16 protein-coding genes are annotated in these 15,108 nt (G+C 37.3%); 13 read left to right on the top strand and 3 right to left on the bottom strand.

Annotated elements, in window-relative coordinates; translation table 11 throughout:
* The first annotated feature begins 76 nt into the window (after nucleotides 1-76).
* From ccpN to V7068_RS06265, 9 genes are all read left to right on the top strand, one after another.
* A complete protein-coding gene (gene ccpN / locus V7068_RS06305) occupies nucleotides 77-721 on the top strand; it encodes a transcriptional regulator CcpN (protein ID WP_286676322.1) in 645 nt (214 codons plus the stop codon).
* Between the two features lie 26 nt (nucleotides 722-747).
* A complete protein-coding gene (locus tag V7068_RS06300; RefSeq protein ID WP_127762623.1) occupies nucleotides 748-1,560 on the top strand; it encodes a pyruvate, water dikinase regulatory protein in 813 nt (270 codons plus the stop codon).
* A gap of 439 nt (nucleotides 1,561-1,999) precedes the next feature.
* Nucleotides 2,000-2,482: a YaiI/YqxD family protein gene (locus V7068_RS06295; protein ID WP_499711593.1), complete on the top strand. Its 483-nt coding sequence runs from the start codon at nucleotides 2,000-2,002 to the stop codon at nucleotides 2,480-2,482.
* Nucleotides 2,483-2,530: 48 nt separating this feature from the next.
* A complete protein-coding gene (gene dnaG / locus V7068_RS06290) occupies nucleotides 2,531-4,339 on the top strand; it encodes a DNA primase (protein WP_499711592.1) in 1,809 nt (602 codons plus the stop codon).
* Between the two features lie 36 nt (nucleotides 4,340-4,375).
* Complete coding sequence (gene rpoD / locus V7068_RS06285) at nucleotides 4,376-5,506, top strand: RNA polymerase sigma factor RpoD (RefSeq protein ID WP_119115558.1); 1,131 nt, start codon at nucleotides 4,376-4,378, stop codon at nucleotides 5,504-5,506.
* Nucleotides 5,507-5,626: 120 nt separating this feature from the next.
* Entirely contained in the window at nucleotides 5,627-6,163 is a 537-nt protein-coding gene (locus V7068_RS06280) for a hypothetical protein (RefSeq protein ID WP_499711591.1), read from the top strand.
* Between the two features lie 220 nt (nucleotides 6,164-6,383).
* Nucleotides 6,384-6,755 (top strand): cytochrome c550, encoded by a 372-nt coding sequence (gene cccA / locus V7068_RS06275; RefSeq protein WP_252286757.1) that lies wholly within the window; start codon nucleotides 6,384-6,386, stop codon nucleotides 6,753-6,755.
* A 132-nt stretch (nucleotides 6,756-6,887) separates the two neighbouring features.
* Complete coding sequence (locus V7068_RS06270) at nucleotides 6,888-7,592, top strand: tRNA (adenine(22)-N(1))-methyltransferase (protein ID WP_499711590.1); 705 nt, start codon at nucleotides 6,888-6,890, stop codon at nucleotides 7,590-7,592.
* Complete coding sequence (locus V7068_RS06265; RefSeq protein WP_499711589.1) at nucleotides 7,592-8,710, top strand: Nif3-like dinuclear metal center hexameric protein; 1,119 nt, start codon at nucleotides 7,592-7,594, stop codon at nucleotides 8,708-8,710. Before V7068_RS06270 ends, V7068_RS06265 begins: the two co-directional genes overlap by 1 nt.
* 35 nt (nucleotides 8,711-8,745) lie before the next feature.
* Here the strand turns inward: V7068_RS06265 and V7068_RS06260 are convergent, their stop codons facing one another.
* Both V7068_RS06260 and vrrA read right to left on the bottom strand, forming a co-directional pair.
* Nucleotides 8,746-9,690 carry a 4-hydroxy-3-methylbut-2-enyl diphosphate reductase gene (locus V7068_RS06260; RefSeq protein WP_499711588.1) on the bottom strand — a complete coding sequence of 315 codons (945 nt, stop codon included), beginning with the start codon at nucleotides 9,688-9,690 and terminating at the stop codon, nucleotides 8,746-8,748.
* Between the two features lie 85 nt (nucleotides 9,691-9,775).
* The gene (gene vrrA / locus V7068_RS06255; protein WP_499711587.1) at nucleotides 9,776-10,444 is read right to left on the bottom strand and encodes a VrrA/YqfQ family protein; all 669 of its coding nucleotides are present in this window, start codon (nucleotides 10,442-10,444) and stop codon (nucleotides 9,776-9,778) included.
* Nucleotides 10,445-10,712: 268 nt separating this feature from the next.
* Between vrrA and V7068_RS06250 the strand changes: the two genes are divergently transcribed.
* Together V7068_RS06250 and V7068_RS06245 are read left to right on the top strand one after the other, a co-directional pair.
* Nucleotides 10,713-12,029: a DEAD/DEAH box helicase gene (locus tag V7068_RS06250; RefSeq protein WP_499711586.1), complete on the top strand. Its 1,317-nt coding sequence runs from the start codon at nucleotides 10,713-10,715 to the stop codon at nucleotides 12,027-12,029.
* A 38-nt stretch (nucleotides 12,030-12,067) separates the two neighbouring features.
* Nucleotides 12,068-12,961, top strand: coding sequence for a deoxyribonuclease IV (locus V7068_RS06245; RefSeq protein WP_252290823.1), 894 nt, complete (start codon nucleotides 12,068-12,070; stop codon nucleotides 12,959-12,961).
* Between the two features lie 188 nt (nucleotides 12,962-13,149).
* Here the strand turns inward: V7068_RS06245 and V7068_RS06240 are convergent, their stop codons facing one another.
* Entirely contained in the window at nucleotides 13,150-13,410 is a 261-nt protein-coding gene (locus tag V7068_RS06240) for a DUF2624 family protein (RefSeq protein WP_164853278.1), read from the bottom strand.
* Between the two features lie 153 nt (nucleotides 13,411-13,563).
* On the opposite strand from V7068_RS06240, the gene V7068_RS06235 reads away from it, so the two are divergent.
* Together V7068_RS06235 and V7068_RS06230 are read left to right on the top strand one after the other, a co-directional pair.
* Nucleotides 13,564-14,325, top strand: a complete 762-nt coding sequence (locus V7068_RS06235; RefSeq protein ID WP_127762621.1) for a metal ABC transporter ATP-binding protein — start codon at nucleotides 13,564-13,566, stop codon at nucleotides 14,323-14,325.
* Nucleotides 14,326-14,346: 21 nt separating this feature from the next.
* Nucleotides 14,347-15,108, top strand: a 762-nt coding sequence (locus V7068_RS06230) for a metal ABC transporter permease (protein ID WP_499711585.1), incomplete at its 3' end; no start/stop codon positions are given.

Here is a 15,108-nt window from a genome sequence, read left to right as displayed (position 1 = left end):
TTATGTCTATTTACGATATAATAATGGAATATACTAATCATTATAAAAAACAGATATCCTTTTTCTCTCTTAACGCATTAGGGTGGTGATTAAAATCGAATTGAATAAGCGTCAAGAACAGATACTACAAATTGTGAAAGAAAATGGGCCAATCACGGGTGAAAATATTGCTGATCGATTGAATCTGACGAGAGCAACACTTCGACCAGATTTAGCAATCTTAACGATGGCAGGCTTTCTTGATGCGAGACCTCGTGTCGGGTATTTTTATTCTGGCAGATCGGGGACTCAACTTTTGACGGATAGTTTAAATCATATTTTTGTAAAGGATTATCAATCGATACCGGTCGTTGTTAACGAGAGTATTTCCGTATATGATGCAATAGTCATGATGTTTTTAGAAGATGTAGGTACGTTATTTGTTGTTGATAAGCAATCCGTATTAGTAGGAGTTCTTTCACGGAAAGACTTATTACGAGCAAGTATCGGGAAGCAGGAATTATCATCCATTCCTGTTAATATTATTATGACGAGAATGCCGAATATTACGATGTGTACAAAAGAAGATTTAATGATTGATGTAGCGAAAAAGCTGATTGATAAGCAAATTGATTCGTTGCCGGTCGTGAAGGAGACGGAAAAGGGCTACGAAGTGATTGGTCGAATTACAAAAACGAATATAACAAAAGCTTTCGTAGCTTTAGCAGACGAAAAGTTTTAGGGGGGCTCGCAAAAGGCATGACAGGAATGAACGGTTCAATCATATATGTTGTATCGGACTCAGTAGGAGAAACAGCGGAATTAGTAACAAAAGCAGCGGCGAGCCAGTTTATGGGGGCCTCTTTTGCAATCAAGCGAATACCATACATAGAAGATGAACAGAATGTTGATGAAGTCATTTCGCTTGCTAAATTAAATGATGCGGTTATTGTGTATACGCTCGTAAAGCCAGACATTCGAGCATATATGGAACAGCAAATTAAAAAGGAGAATCTACCCGCTCATGATATTTTAGGTCCGCTTATGGACTTGCTTCAACAACGGGCGACGTTTAAGCCTTTAAATGAGCCAGGTTTAGTACGCAAGCTTGATGATGATTATTTCAAGCGTGTAGAGGCGATTGAATTTGCTGTGAAATATGATGACGGACGTGATCCACGAGGGATTTTACGATCGGATATTGTGTTAGTTGGTGTGTCCCGAACATCTAAAACACCGCTTTCGCAATATTTAGCTCATAAGCGTTATAAAGTAGCGAATGTGCCGCTCGTTCCGGAAGTAAAGCCTCCAGAAGAATTATTTTTAGTGTCGCCGGAAAAGATTATTGGCTTGAAAATTAGCCCAGAAAAACTCAACCATATTCGGAAAGAACGTTTGAAATCACTTGGACTAAATGACCATGCTATCTATGCAAATATGGAAAGAATTAAAGAGGAACTAACCTATTTTGACTCTATTGTTTCGCGCCTTAAATGTCCAATCATTGATGTAACAAATAAAGCTGTTGAAGAAACAGCTAATTTAATCATTAATATTCTTCAAAATCGAAGCGTGAAATAACCATTTTTATGACGAGCTCATACATGATGATGGACGATAAGCTAACATATAATGTATAGCTTATTGCTCCATCCGCTTTTTTGTGTACAGGGCTATAAAAAAGTGGGTGTAGAAACAGATTTTTTAGATTGAAATGATGGCAACTTTTGAAAAAATAGATTATAATAAAAAATTGCGAGAAATTGTATTATAAAGGTTTAGAGTTCCTTAATAAGGAATAAACTAGTGATTAACGAGAAGTCAAGGTTTACGTTATAGATTCATTCACCTATTCGTGAACGAGAGAAAGTAAAATGTCCATTTACAGAAGAGGTAGCTGAGATATAATCAGTCTGTACAGGTAGTTGTTCTCTTCTCTTTTTATCGCTTTCTCTCGATTTCTAATTAGGTGTTTATTGCTTGTTAATTTGCGATAAAGATTCAATGGAGAAAAAGGATTATGGAGAAAGATGTAGAATTTAATGTTATGGACGATAAACCATCAATCTACGTTGATGCAGATGCATGCCCTGTGAAAAAAGAAATTTTGGATACTGCTTCATTATTTAAGGTGAACGTTATATTCGTTGCTTCCTACAAAAATATGATGAGTAATCCGGAAGGAAAATGGGTATATGTTGATGCAGATAAAGAAGCGGCGGACTTATATATCGTTAACGCAGTAAAAAAGGGTGATATTGTTATAACAAATGATATTGGATTGGCTGGAACATTACTCCCTAAAGCTGTATATGTTCTTTCTTCAAAGGGAAAAGAATATACCGAAGAGAATATTTCGATGCTTTTAGATATGCGTTACCTTTCCGCTAAAATGCGCAGAGCTGGTAAACATACAAAAGGGCCAAAAGCATTCTCGAAGGAAGATCGCATTAAATTTGCACAGGTACTTGCAAAAATTTTGTCGAACCTTGAAGGAATTTAGCCGTACATATCGAATAATAAACAATCACCTAAATTATAAGGTGAGAATATGACAAATGCCCGAATAGAAGATGAAAAGATTAATGAAATTCGCGAATCGGTCGATATCGTCGAGTTAATTGGCGAATATGTTCAATTGAAAAAGCAAGGTCGAAACTATTTTGGTCTATGTCCTTTTCATGGTGAAAATAGTCCTTCGTTTTCCGTTTCTGCTGAAAAGCAAATTTTCCATTGCTTTGGTTGCGGAGCAGGTGGTAATGTTTTTACCTTTTTAATGGATATAGAAGGATATAGCTTTGTTGAAGCTGCTAAGGTTTTAGCGGAAAAAGGAAATGTTTCTTTAGATGTTGAAATCAATAAAGGACAATCACGCTCCAATTTGCCGGCTGGTTCAGAGCAAATGCTTGAAGCACATGATTTATTACGAAAATTTTATCACCATCTTCTAGTCCATACAAATGAAGGTCAAGAAGCGTTAGAGTATTTATTAAATCGTGGGTTTACTGAGGAGACAATTGAACAATTTCAAATCGGTTATGCTCTAGATTCATGGGATTTTGCAGCTAAGTTTTTGAAGAAAAGAGGATTTTCTTCAGAATTAATGGAGCAAGCAGGCCTCATTATTTTTAGAGAGAAAGGTGAATCTTATTTTGACCGTTTTCGTAATCGGGTAATGTTTCCGATTATGGATCATCAAGGAAATACGATTGCGTTCTCGGGGAGAGCGTTAGGTGAGGATCAGCCTAAATATTTGAATAGCCCTGAAACGCCAATCTTTAATAAAAGCAAAACTTTATATAATTTTCATCAAGCAAGGCCACATATTCGAAAAAAAGCGCAGGCCGTTATTTTTGAAGGCTTTGCTGACTGTATTTCAGCTGTTCGTGCAGGCGTTGAACATTCGATTGCTACAATGGGAACAGCTTTGACAGAACAGCATTTGCAACTTTTGAAACGGAATACAGATCAAATTATTATTTGTTATGATTCTGATTCGGCTGGGTTACACGCAGCGAATCGTGCAGCTAATATGCTTCATGAAAACGGTTTTGGGATAAAAGTGGCGCTTATGCCAGACCACCTTGACCCCGATGACTACATAAAGAAATTTGGTGAAAAAAGCTTTGTTTCTGAAGTAATAGGGGCTAGTCAGACCTATATGGCTTTTAAGCTTTACTATTTACGGTTAGGAAAAAATCTAAATAGTGAAGGAGATAGGATTCAATATATTGAAGAAGTGTTAAAGGAAATTTCGCGCTTACCAAATGCTGTTGAGCGAGATTATTATCTGCGCCAGCTATCAAGCGAATTTTCACTTTCTTTAGATGCTCTAGAGAAACAGCAACGGCAAATTTTTTTCAATGAACGAAAGAAAGGAACATTGCCACAACCTTCTTTGCAAAAAACAGTAACTTTGCAATATGAGCATAAGCTAAGACCAGCGCATCAGAATGCTGAAAGATATTTAATTGCTCATATGTTAAAAAGTAAAGAAGCTGCTTATAAAATTCAACAAATGTTAGGAAACAATCGTTTTCATTTGGATGAACACCAAGCAATCATTACGTATCTGTACGCTTATTATGAAGATGATCATGAGCCGGATACCAGTTTTTTTCTAACATATTTACCTGATCAAAACTTGAGAAGAATTGTTTCTGAAATAGAAATGATGTCAGTTAGTGAGGAAGTATCTGATAAAGAACTGACAGATTATATAAATCAAGTGTTGAAATATGAAAAAATGTTAAAGATAAAAGAAAAACAAGAAGAACAGAAGGAAGCGGTGAGACGTAACGATACACAAGCGGCCGCCCGGATTGCGATGGAGATTATTCAATTGAGAAAAATGTTGTAAGAATGGTAAGTGTAAGTTTTGGAAGGAGGGGAACTAATGGCTGAGAAACCAGCACGTTCCAAAGAGGTTGATAATGAATTAAGTCTTGATCAAGTAAAAGAGCAGTTACTAGAGTTAGGGAAAAAACGAGGCTCATTAACGTTAGAAAAAATTGCTGCTAAAATTGGGGGCTTTGAATTAGACTCTGATCAAATGGATGAGTTCTATGAATATTTAGGTGAACATGGCATTGAAATTCTCACAGATGGTGAGGAAGAAGATGAAGATGACCCGAATGGGAAAGAACTGGAAAAAGAAGAAGAGTTTGATTTAAATGATTTAAGTGTTCCTCCAGGTGTAAAAATTAATGATCCTGTCCGTATGTATTTAAAGGAAATTGGACGAGTAGATTTATTATCTGCTGAAGAGGAAATTTCTTTAGCAACACGTATTGAAGAGGGAGACGAAGAAGCAAAGCGCCGATTAGCTGAAGCAAACTTACGACTTGTTGTTAGTATTGCGAAGCGCTATGTAGGGCGAGGTATGCTATTTTTGGACTTAATTCAAGAAGGAAATATGGGACTGATTAAAGCTGTTGAGAAGTTCGATTATCGTAAAGGCTTTAAATTCAGTACATATGCAACTTGGTGGATTCGTCAGGCTATTACTCGTGCCATTGCTGACCAAGCAAGAACAATTCGAATTCCAGTTCATATGGTAGAGACGATTAATAAATTAATACGCGTGCAAAGACAGCTTTTGCAAGATTTAGGACGTGAACCGACTCCAGAGGAGATTGCGGAAGATATGGATTTAACTCCAGAAAAAGTTCGGGAAATCCTGAAAATTGCTCAAGAGCCTGTTTCTCTTGAAACGCCTATTGGGGAAGAAGATGATTCACATTTAGGTGACTTTATTGAAGACCAAGATGCAACATCTCCTTCAGAGCATGCAGCGTATGAACTTTTGAAAGAACAGCTTGAAGATGTACTAGATACGTTAACAGATCGTGAAGAAAACGTTCTACGTCTTCGATTTGGGTTAGACGATGGTCGCACTCGAACATTAGAAGAAGTAGGGAAAGTGTTTGGTGTTACTCGTGAACGTATCCGACAAATAGAAGCAAAAGCATTGCGTAAGCTGAGACATCCAAGTCGAAGCAAACGTTTAAAAGACTTTTTAGAATAGAAAAAACACTCCGAGAGCCGGCTTGATTCATATCAAGTTCGGCTTTTTCTTCATTCTCAATAGTTCCTTCTTTTTGCCGATATAATAGGTAAGAAGGAATTTGAAATTGAGGGTGGGAATATGAATGAAACACGTAAAAAAATTATTTTACAGGAAATCAAGTATTGGAAGCAAACGAACCTTTTACCTGAGCAATATTGCGATTATTTATTGACTTTATATAGTCGCGGTGAAGAACAAATTACACCGCCGCAAAAAAAGAGTAGCAGGTCCCTAGCCATTCCATTATGGATATTTACGTCCCTTTTTTTTCTAACCTTATTTGTCAATTATTTTACTGAAATTAACAAGGGATTGCAAATCACAATGACAGCATTTTTCATTATTATGTTTGGTTCCTTTATTTATCGGTATATTAAAAGTGCATGGTTATTGCAGTTAGCTCTAGTTGGTTTAGCATTACTTGTTCTTATAGAATCGGTTCATATTGTTGACCTAGTATTTCCGAATAGTACTGGTGTTCTCTATATGGTCCTGCTAGTTCAATGCGTTATTTGGTTTCTAGTAGGCCGCCGATTAAAATTAGTGTACTTTTCTATCTCTGGAGTCATTGGAACTTTCATTATTGTCTATTTTTTAGCAAGATTATTTTTTTGATGCTTTTTTATGGAAAAAAATTGGTAAATGATATACTATATAATGGTACTGGTAGTTGTGACAAACCTTGAGAAAGTGCATAAATATTTGTTAAATTTAACAAAATAGAATATATCTGTTTATTTTTACTCTTTTCCTTAACCATGTTTAAGTAAATTAATAGTTGTTTGGACAGGATACTCTGATTCAAACAGTCTAGGTTCTATGGGGGGTTAATTGTATGAAGCGTAATCCAGTGGTACCATTTATTGTGATTATGGTGTTTGGAATTGGACTTATGTTTATGCTTTCTTTCAAAGGTTTAAGTGATTCTAAACAAATGGCTAAGGAGCAAGAAAACGGTGGTAAAACGGAAGAATCTACTGAGAATGCAGCGGCAACTCCTGAAGATATTTATAAACAAAACTGTATTAGCTGCCATGGTGATGCATATCAAGGCGGTGTCGGTCCTGCTTTAACAGGTGTAGGTGACCGATTATCTGCAGATGAAATTAAAAATATTTTAACGAATGGGAAAGGCGCTATGCCTCCTGGGTTAGTACAAGAAGATCAGCTGGATGGAATGGCTGAATTTTTACAAGGGTTAAAATAATGAAAAACCACTGAGTTGTTCATATAGGACAATTCAGTTCTTTTTTGTATAGATAAATTTCGCTGAACAAGTGAAGTTTTGTTATAATCTTAGAGAAAATGATTTGAAATACATATAAGAGAGTTGATTTAGATGAATCATGAAAAACTATCGATGCGTTTGCAGCGTGTCGCCTCATATATTCCAAAAGGAAGTGTTCTAGCGGATATTGGTTCGGATCATGCTTACCTTCCTTGTTATGCGATCAACAATCAGTTGTGTGCGAAAGCAATCGCTGGGGAAGTCGTAGAGGGACCTTATCAATCGGCGTTAAAGCAAGTAATAGAAACAGGCTTACAGGAGCGTATTGCTGTCCGTAAAGGGAATGGGCTAGATGTCCTCGAAATTGGCGAAGCAACGGCTGTCACGATTGCTGGCATGGGCGGTACATTGATTGCAAGCATTTTGGAAAGAGGTAAAGAGAAATTAACAAAAGTAGAGCGTCTTATTCTTCAGCCGAATGTAGGCTCCAGAAACGTTCGAACATGGTTAATAGAGAATGGATGGGAATTAAAAGCGGAAGAAATTCTTGAAGAAGACGGGAAAATCTATGAAATTTTAATCGCTGAAGCAGGGGAGCCGCTCAAGCCTTATCAAAATAAGCATGAAACAGGTCTTCAGTTTGGTCCGTTTTTGCAAGCGCAGCGCAGCCCTGTTTTTATAAAAAAATGGATGCAAGAAAAGGCTCATTTATTAAATGTAATTGCGCAAATGGATGCAAGTGGAAACACTAATTTAGAAGAAAAGCGAAATGAATTATTGAAGCAAATTAGAGTTATTGAGGAGGTGCTGGCATAATGAAAACAGCGAATGGACATCAGATTATTGAATTGTTTGAGCAGTTTTCTCCGAAGTATTACGCAATGGAGGGAGATCCAATTGGTCTTCATATTGGCTCTTTAAATAAGCCTGTTTCAAAAGTAATGATTGCTTTAGATGTACTGGAGGAAGTAGTAGATGAAGCGATTGAAAACGGCGTGGAGCTCATTATTGCCCATCACCCCCTTATTTATCGTCCGCTCAAAAAAATTGATACAACGAGTACAGCTGGTAGAATTGTTGAGAAATTGATTAAGCATGATATTGCCGTGTATGCTGCTCATACGAATTTAGATGTTGCAAAGGGCGGTGTGAATGATTTACTAGCGGAAGCCCTGCAATTGCAGCAAACGGAAGTATTAGCTCCAACACATGAGATTGCTTTGAAAAAGCTCGTTGTGTTCGTTCCTGTTGAGGCTGAGGATCAAGTAAGAGAAGCGCTTGGAAAAGCTGGAGCTGGTGCAATTGGAAATTATAGCAATTGCTCATTTTCTGCTGAAGGAACCGGACGGTTTTTACCGGGAGAAGGTAGTGAACCAGCAATTGGTACGCAAGGCACATTAGAATCGGTATCAGAGGTGCGAATTGAAACGATTTTTCCAGAAAATATCGAGAAAAAAGTGCTGTCAGTCATGATTAAAGCACACCCCTATGAAGAGGTCGCTTATGATTTGTATCGCTTAGATAACAAAGGAGAAGTGTTAGGCCTCGGGAAAATTGGTTCCCTTGCTCATGAAATGACACTTGAACAGTTTGCTGAGCATGTGAAGCGTACATTGGACGTGGATCGAGTGCGTGTTGTAGGGGATTTGAATACAACAGTTAAAAAAGTAGCTGTACTCGGTGGAGATGGTAATAAATATTTTACAACTGCTAAATTTAAAGGAGCAGATGTCTATGTGACAGGTGATATGTATTACCACACTGCACATGATGCGATGATGATTGGTTTAAATATTGTAGACCCAGGACATAATGTGGAAAAGGTAATGAAGCAAGGTGTGGCAACGGTGTTATCGAACATGTGTCAGGAACGAAAGCTAGATGTGACCTTTATTCCGTCTAAATTGAATACAGACCCGTTTACATTTGTTTAATAACAGAAAAAGTCGTCCATAGACGACTTTTTCTGTTATTTAGGTACTTTAATTTTCGGTAAAATTTTATTTAATGGTGTTTTCTTTTCTGTGCTCCATGTTGATTCGTCATTTGGATTATATTGTTCTAAGAAGGTAATAACCTCTTTTGTAATTGGTGTTGGCGTTGAGGCACCTGATGTGACTGCTACGGTTTCGACATCTTTTAACCAATCAAGATTTAACTCAGAAATATCCGCAATTCGGTATGCTTTCGTCCCAGCAATTTCCTCTGAAACTTGAGCTAAACGATTCGAGTTATTACTTTTTGGATCACCGACAACAATGAGAACGTCTGCTTCACCAGCTTGCTGTGCAACGGCTTCTTGACGAACTTGAGTTGCCAGGCAAATTTCTTTGTGTACTTCAGCATGCGGATACTTTTCTTTTACTTTTTCCATAATATCTAAAACATCCCATTGGCTCATTGTTGTTTGATTTGTAACGATAATTTTATCGCTTTCAATGGTTAATGCTTCTACATCTTCAGCATGTTGAACAAGGTGAACGATATCTGGCGCAACACCAATCGCTCCTTCTGGCTCTGGATGTCCTTTCTTACCGATGTAAATGACTTGATAGCCTTCTTTTTGTTTGGCACGAATTAAGTCATGAGTCGCTGTTACATCCGGGCATGTGGCATCAAGCGTCACGAGTCCTTTTTCCTCTGCAATTTTACGAATTTCTGGTGAGACACCGTGAGCAGTAAAAATCACGGTTCCTGAATCGACCTGCTCAATAATTTCTTTTCGATTTTTGCCATCAAGTGTGATGATACCATCTTCTTCAAATGCATCTGTTACATGCTTGTTATGCACAATCATGCCTAAAATATAAATGGGGCGAGGCAATGTTTTATCTAAAGCCGCATTTCTGGCGATAACCATGGCATCGACAACACCATAACAATAGCCGCGCGGTGATATTTTGATTACTTTCATCTATATGTCCTCCTTATAAAAGCAAAAAAACAATTAATTTTATTATATAGGAGGAATGAGCATAATACAAAACATCAAATAGTTATTAAATGTATAGTTTCGGCCCGGATGTCTTTTTCTTTTTTGGTTTTGGTTTTTTGTCCAGTTTTTGTTGTGCGGTTTGTTCAGTGGTCGATTTAGAAGATTCTTCTGTAGGAATCTCGGTGACTGTTTCTTTTGATATGTTTTCTTCTTGTTTGGGTTCTTCTTTTTTATCGTTGTCGTTAGAACTAAAGGCCCGAATAATGTTCCACATGGACGGTAAGTTTTTAATCATGGGACCATATTGTTGAACGATTGGGGTAAATTGTTCTGCTGCTTGAAGTACTTTTTGCGTATTGTTGAGCATGCTTGTAATACCTTCAGGATTTCTAAGTGTTTCCATGATACCGCCGCTATTATTGCTCCGTGTCTCTTGTTTTCCTTGTGAGGGTGGTGCGAATAAGTTTTGGGGAGTAGCTTTTTGTTTAGACTTACCAAATAACCTTCCAAGCAGACCTTCTTTTTTAGGTTGTTGCTGCATCATGTCTTGTTGATGAAAAGGTGCATTTGCCCTTGGGTGACGTATATGAGATTGTTGTGGATTGTTTTGAAAAAAAGGGTTCGGTCTTGAAGGTGCAGGCATTCCTCTTTGAAAGTTTGATGGCGGATACATATTTCGTCGATTGGATGGTGGAAAGTTTGGCCCTGAACCAGGGTGTCTTCCTTGAATCATATTGTTTCCCTCCTTATCAGGGGAAAATTATTTTTTCTATATTAGTATGCAAAATAAGAAAAAAGGTTTGAACAATGGCAAAACTAGAACGATTTGTTGTGAAGTTGGTGGAAAGAAGGTAAGATGGTAACGATAGTTTGTTTGTAAGCAGTCCATGATGCTTATATCACTACTTAATAAAACCAAGTGCCTTGCGCTTTTCTTCATAACTATTTTATAATCATAGGATATGTGAACGATTTGACCCATAGGATAAAGGAGTTTTTTGATGAAACAAAATCAATTTGAACGTTTTAATTTGCAGAGCTACATGGTTGATGCGGTTGAGACTTTAGGGTTTAAAAAACCGACGGAAATTCAAGAGCGTGTGATTCCTGCGATTTTAAACGGCCATAGTTTAATTGGCCAATCGCAAACAGGAACGGGAAAAACCCATTCATACTTGTTACCAATTATGGAAAAGCTGAATCCGGCTAAACAAGAAGTTCAAGCGATTATTTCTGCGCCTACTAGAGAACTAGCTACTCAAATTTATAAAGAAGCTTTAAAAATTGCCGATCATTTTCCGGAAGAGGCTCCTGTTCAAGTCCGCTGCTTTATTGGCGGAACGGACAAGCAACGGACGATTGAAAAGTTAAAAACACAGCCGCAACTTGTAATTGGGACTCCAGGTAGAATTAAAGATCTTGTGGAAGAACAAGCTTTGCAAGTATATGGAGCAACGATGCTTGTTGTAGATGAAGCCGATTTAATGCTAGATATGGGCTTTATTGAAGATGTCGATAAATTTGCTGCAAGAATGGCTGAAAAAATCCAAATGCTTGTCTTCTCAGCAACGATTCCAGAGAAGCTAAAACCATTTTTGAAAAAGTATATGGAAAATCCAAAATATGTTCAAGTGAATCCGAAGCAAGCAACAGCAGCGAAGATTGAACATGTACTGATTCCACTTCGTCACCGCAACAAAATTCAACTATTACATGATATCGCTGTTCGCTATAATCCATATTTAGCGATTATTTTTACGAATACGAAAAAAATGGCGGATACTGTTGCGGATGAGTTAATTGCCAAAGGATTGACAGTTGGACGTATTCATGGTGACCTTTCACCACGTGATCGTAAACGAATGATGAAGCAGATTAATAACTTAGATTATCAATTTATTGTAGCGACAGATTTAGCTGCACGTGGAATCGATATCGAAGGTGTTAGTCATATCATTAACTATGAGCTGCCATCAGATTTAGACTTCTATATTCATCGTACAGGCCGAACAGCACGTGCAGGTCAATCGGGTATTGCGGCAACGATTTATGATACATCGGATGAAGATGCATTAATTCGTCTTGAGAAAATGGGTGTCACTTTCCACGATGTGGATATTCAAAATGGTGATTGGATTGAAATCGATGAACGAAATAAACGAAAACATCGTAAAAAGCAAACTTCTGAAATTGATGTAAAAGCAAAAACAATGGTTAGAAAATCGACTAAAGTCAAACCAGGCTATAAAAAGAAACATCAACGTGAAACGGAAGAGTTTAAGAAACGACAACGTCGCATGGCTAAAAAACAAAGATAAGCTGTGTTGAATGTGTTTGAAGAGAGGAGGACATTAGAGTGTTGAAAATTGGATCTCATGTATCGATGAGCGGGAAAACGATGCTGCTCGGTGCAAGTGAGGAAGCAGCTTCTTATGGAGCAAATACCTTTATGATTTATACAGGGGCTCCGCAAAATACGCGCCGTAAAAAGCTAGAAGAGTTAAATATTGAAGCGGGAACGAAACATATGGCTGAACACGGAATGACAGATATTATTGTCCATGCTCCGTATATTATTAATATTGGAAATACGACAAAGCCAGAAACATTTGAACTTGGTGTCAATTTTTTAAGAAGCGAAATTGATCGTACAGAAGCGATTGGTGCGCGTCAAATTGTTCTTCATCCAGGAGCGCATGTTGGGGCTGGTAGTGAAGCGGGAATTAAGAAGATTATTGAAGGATTGAATGAAGTGCTAACAGCTGAGGATCAAGTGCAAATTGCTCTTGAAACGATGGCAGGGAAAGGAACCGAATGCGGCCGCTCGTTTGAAGAGCTAGCGATGATTATTGATGGTGTTACACATAATAAACAACTGTCTGTTTGTATGGATACTTGTCATATTCATGATGCTGGATATAATATCGTTGAAGATTTTGATGGCGTGCTAAATGAGTTTGACAAAATTGTCGGCATTGACCGTATTAAAGTGCTTCATATTAACGATAGTAAAAATGTACGCGGAGCGCGTAAAGACCGTCATGAAAACATTGGGTTTGGTCACATTGGGTTTGATGCTTTAAACTATATTGTCCATCATCCACAGCTTTTATCCGTTCCTAAAATTTTAGAAACACCATTTGTTGGTGAAGATAAAAATGATAAAAAAGCACCGTATCAATTCGAAATTGAGATGCTAAGAAACAAGAAGTTTGATGATAATGTGCTAGAGAAAATTAAAAATAGCTAACTGTAAAAAGGGACATCTCATCGAATTGGATGAAACGTCCCTTTTTGGTTTACCATTCATAACGATGTATAACTAAGCTTTTTTGATTTTTTACAGTTTTGGCGTCTAGCTGCACCTGCTATGAAAAAGATGAGAGTCCTTAATATTCTATTTTCTACATATACATAAACGAGCCATTTCCCCTGTTCTTAATAAGAACCAGTTAGTTGATAGAAAATATTTTCGATTTGCTTTGCTTTATTCATACCAGTGATGCCGGCAATTCGACCAATGACCGTTTGTCTTTGACGAGAATCAAAAATGTTAATGTTTTGTCCTGCAAGCAGTCTTGTAATACCTACCGCTTCTTGCTGGGTTAAAGATACTTGATACTGTGCCGCTAGAGCGAGTAACTCATCCGGTTTAATTTGATTAATCTTATGATTGACCATCATTTCAAATAATTTCATAGTCGTTTTCCCTCCTTTTTTAAAACATATGAAGAGGGGAAGAAGATGTGAACGAAAACTGCAAGCGCGGTTCTTTACTTCTTCTTCTTTTTTCGATATACTTCTCTTTATCAAATCGTAATGATTCTTAAAAAAAGGTGATGTAATTTGGAAATACAGGATAATCATCCAATTATTAAAGTGAAAAATCTTTCTTATAAATACACAAAAGATAAAGTGTTAGAAGATGTGTCTTTTGAAGTGCCGCGTGGAGCTTTTTTAGCTATCGTAGGTCCAAATGGATCAGGTAAGTCGACTTTATTAAAGTTAATTCTTGGGTTGCTAAGAACGCAAGAAGGTACAATTAAACTGTTTGATGAAAATATTCGTTCATTTAAAGAGTGGCAACAGATTGGTTTTGTTTCACAAAAAGCGAATTCATTCAATTCAGGGTTTCCGGCAACGGTGTTTGAAGTCGTTCAAAGTGGATTAACGAAGAAATTAGGTTTATTTAAATTTCCTAAAAAAGCGGATAAGCAAAAAGTAAAAAAAGCTCTAGAGGCTGTCGATATGTTATCCTTTCAACATCGGAATATTGGTGAATTATCAGGCGGGCAACAACAACGGGTGTTTATTGCACGGTCGCTTGTAAGTGAACCACAATTACTGATTTTAGATGAGCCCACCGTTGGAGTGGATTCTAAACATGTGCATCAGTTTTATGAAATGCTTGAAATGCTGAATAAACAATTAGGCATTACACTTATTTTAGTTACACATGATGTCGGTACAGTAACGGATAAAGTGACACATGTAGCCTGCTTGAATAAAAAGCTGCATTTTCATGGAGATGCATGTGAATATAATCAATTAAATGAAGAAGAGCTGTCGTCTTTTTATGGACATGACGTCAAGCTTTTAAGTCATAATCATTAAGATGTTTTGGAGGATAGCCGAATGATATCGGGGTTATTGCAATATGAGTTTTTGCAAAACGCATTTATTACAGGAATTATTATTGGAGTATTGGCGCCGCTCTTGGGCGTTTTTATTGTGGTTAGACGGATGTCTATGATTGCAGATGCCTTAAGTCATGTAGCACTTGCAGGGATTGCGTTTAGTTTACTGCTGCAAAAGAGTTTTGTTTCGCTAGTCGGATTAAATCCACTTTATATGGGAATGGCATTTTCTGTTGGTGGTTCTTTATTTATTGAGAAGTTAAGAACCATTTATAAGCATTATCAGGAGCTGGCAATCCCGATTATTTTATCAGGCGGAATCGGACTTAGTGTTATTTTTATTTCCGTTGCAGATGGGTTCAATGCGGATTTATATAGTTATCTATTTGGAAGTGTAAGTGCAGTTAGCCGCTCTGATTTATATGTCATTATCGGAGTAGGCATAGCGGTTATTGTAACGTTAATATTGTTGTTTAAGGAACTGTTTTTGCTTTCGTTTGATGAAGAACATGCGAAGGCTTCTGGTATTCCTTCTAAAGTGATTCATTTTATTTTTATTGTACTTGTCGCTCTTGTGATTGCAGCATCTATGAGAGTGGTTGGAATTTTGCTTGTCTCATCTTTAATGACGCTGCCGGTTGCTGCGAGTTTACGATTTGCACAAGGATTTAAACAAATGATTGGTTATTCAGTTGTTTTTGGTGAAATATCCGTCATAGGTGGTTTATTTTTATCTTATGAGCTAGATCTTGCTCCTGGT

Origin of the sequence: Bacillus sp. JJ634 (genome assembly GCF_036962285.1) — a bacterium.
In the GTDB taxonomy this organism is placed as follows: Bacteria; Bacillota; Bacilli; order Bacillales; family DSM-1321; genus Peribacillus; species Peribacillus asahii_A.
The sequence above is the reverse complement of the archived record's forward strand: the minus strand, read 5'-3'. Positions and strand labels throughout refer to the sequence as shown.

Excerpts from the sequence above, each read along its gene's own strand:
- V7068_RS06300 (WP_127762623.1), top strand. The coding sequence starts at position 748 with ATGAACGGTTCAATCATATATGTTGTATCGGACTCAGTAGGAGAAACA.
- V7068_RS06295 (WP_499711593.1), top strand. The coding sequence starts at position 2,000 with ATGGAGAAAGATGTAGAATTTAATGTTATGGACGATAAACCATCAATC.
- dnaG (WP_499711592.1), top strand. The coding sequence starts at position 2,531 with ATGACAAATGCCCGAATAGAAGATGAAAAGATTAATGAAATTCGCGAA.
- rpoD (WP_119115558.1), top strand. The coding sequence starts at position 4,376 with ATGGCTGAGAAACCAGCACGTTCCAAAGAGGTTGATAATGAATTAAGT.
- V7068_RS06280 (WP_499711591.1), top strand. The coding sequence starts at position 5,627 with ATGAATGAAACACGTAAAAAAATTATTTTACAGGAAATCAAGTATTGG.
- cccA (WP_252286757.1), top strand. The coding sequence starts at position 6,384 with ATGAAGCGTAATCCAGTGGTACCATTTATTGTGATTATGGTGTTTGGA.
- V7068_RS06270 (WP_499711590.1), top strand. The coding sequence starts at position 6,888 with ATGAATCATGAAAAACTATCGATGCGTTTGCAGCGTGTCGCCTCATAT.
- V7068_RS06265 (WP_499711589.1), top strand. The coding sequence starts at position 7,592 with ATGAAAACAGCGAATGGACATCAGATTATTGAATTGTTTGAGCAGTTT.
- V7068_RS06260 (WP_499711588.1), bottom strand. The coding sequence starts at position 9,690 with ATGAAAGTAATCAAAATATCACCGCGCGGCTATTGTTATGGTGTTGTC.
- vrrA (WP_499711587.1), bottom strand. The coding sequence starts at position 10,444 with ATGATTCAAGGAAGACACCCTGGTTCAGGGCCAAACTTTCCACCATCC.
- V7068_RS06250 (WP_499711586.1), top strand. The coding sequence starts at position 10,713 with ATGAAACAAAATCAATTTGAACGTTTTAATTTGCAGAGCTACATGGTT.
- V7068_RS06240 (WP_164853278.1), bottom strand. The coding sequence starts at position 13,410 with ATGAAATTATTTGAAATGATGGTCAATCATAAGATTAATCAAATTAAA.